This is a genomic window from Bacillus gaemokensis, from assembly GCF_001590835.1.
Lineage (GTDB): Bacteria > Bacillota > Bacilli > Bacillales > Bacillaceae_G > Bacillus_A > Bacillus_A gaemokensis.
In genome coordinates this window covers 3,962-4,263 of the sequence record NZ_LTAQ01000043.1, presented here as the reverse complement: position 1 = coordinate 4,263, position 302 = coordinate 3,962, and the positions used below count along the sequence as shown (strand labels likewise).

General features: G+C 32.8%; 1 pseudogene. It reads right to left on the bottom strand.

The window, feature by feature from the left end:
- Positions 1 to 302: pseudogene (locus AZF08_RS31500) on the bottom strand (DDE-type integrase/transposase/recombinase); the annotation flags it as partial.

Here is a 302-nt window from a genome sequence, read left to right as displayed (position 1 = left end):
TGTACAATGAGTTGTATTTAGATAAAAGCCTTGTTCTCTTAATTTGTTAAATGCGCAAAGTAATGCTGGTGCTTTGTCTGTAGTGAGAACCGTTGGTTCTTCAAACGTTCTGACCAATCTTTTCATAAAAGCATAGGCAGCCTGATGATCCCGTTTTTTACGAAGTTGAATATCCAATGTATGCCCGTCTTTATCAATTGCATGATATAAATAACACCATTTTCCTTTTACTTTTATATAGGTTTCATCTAGTTTCCAAGATAATTGAACGTTTTTATTTTTCTTCTTCCAAATTTGATAGA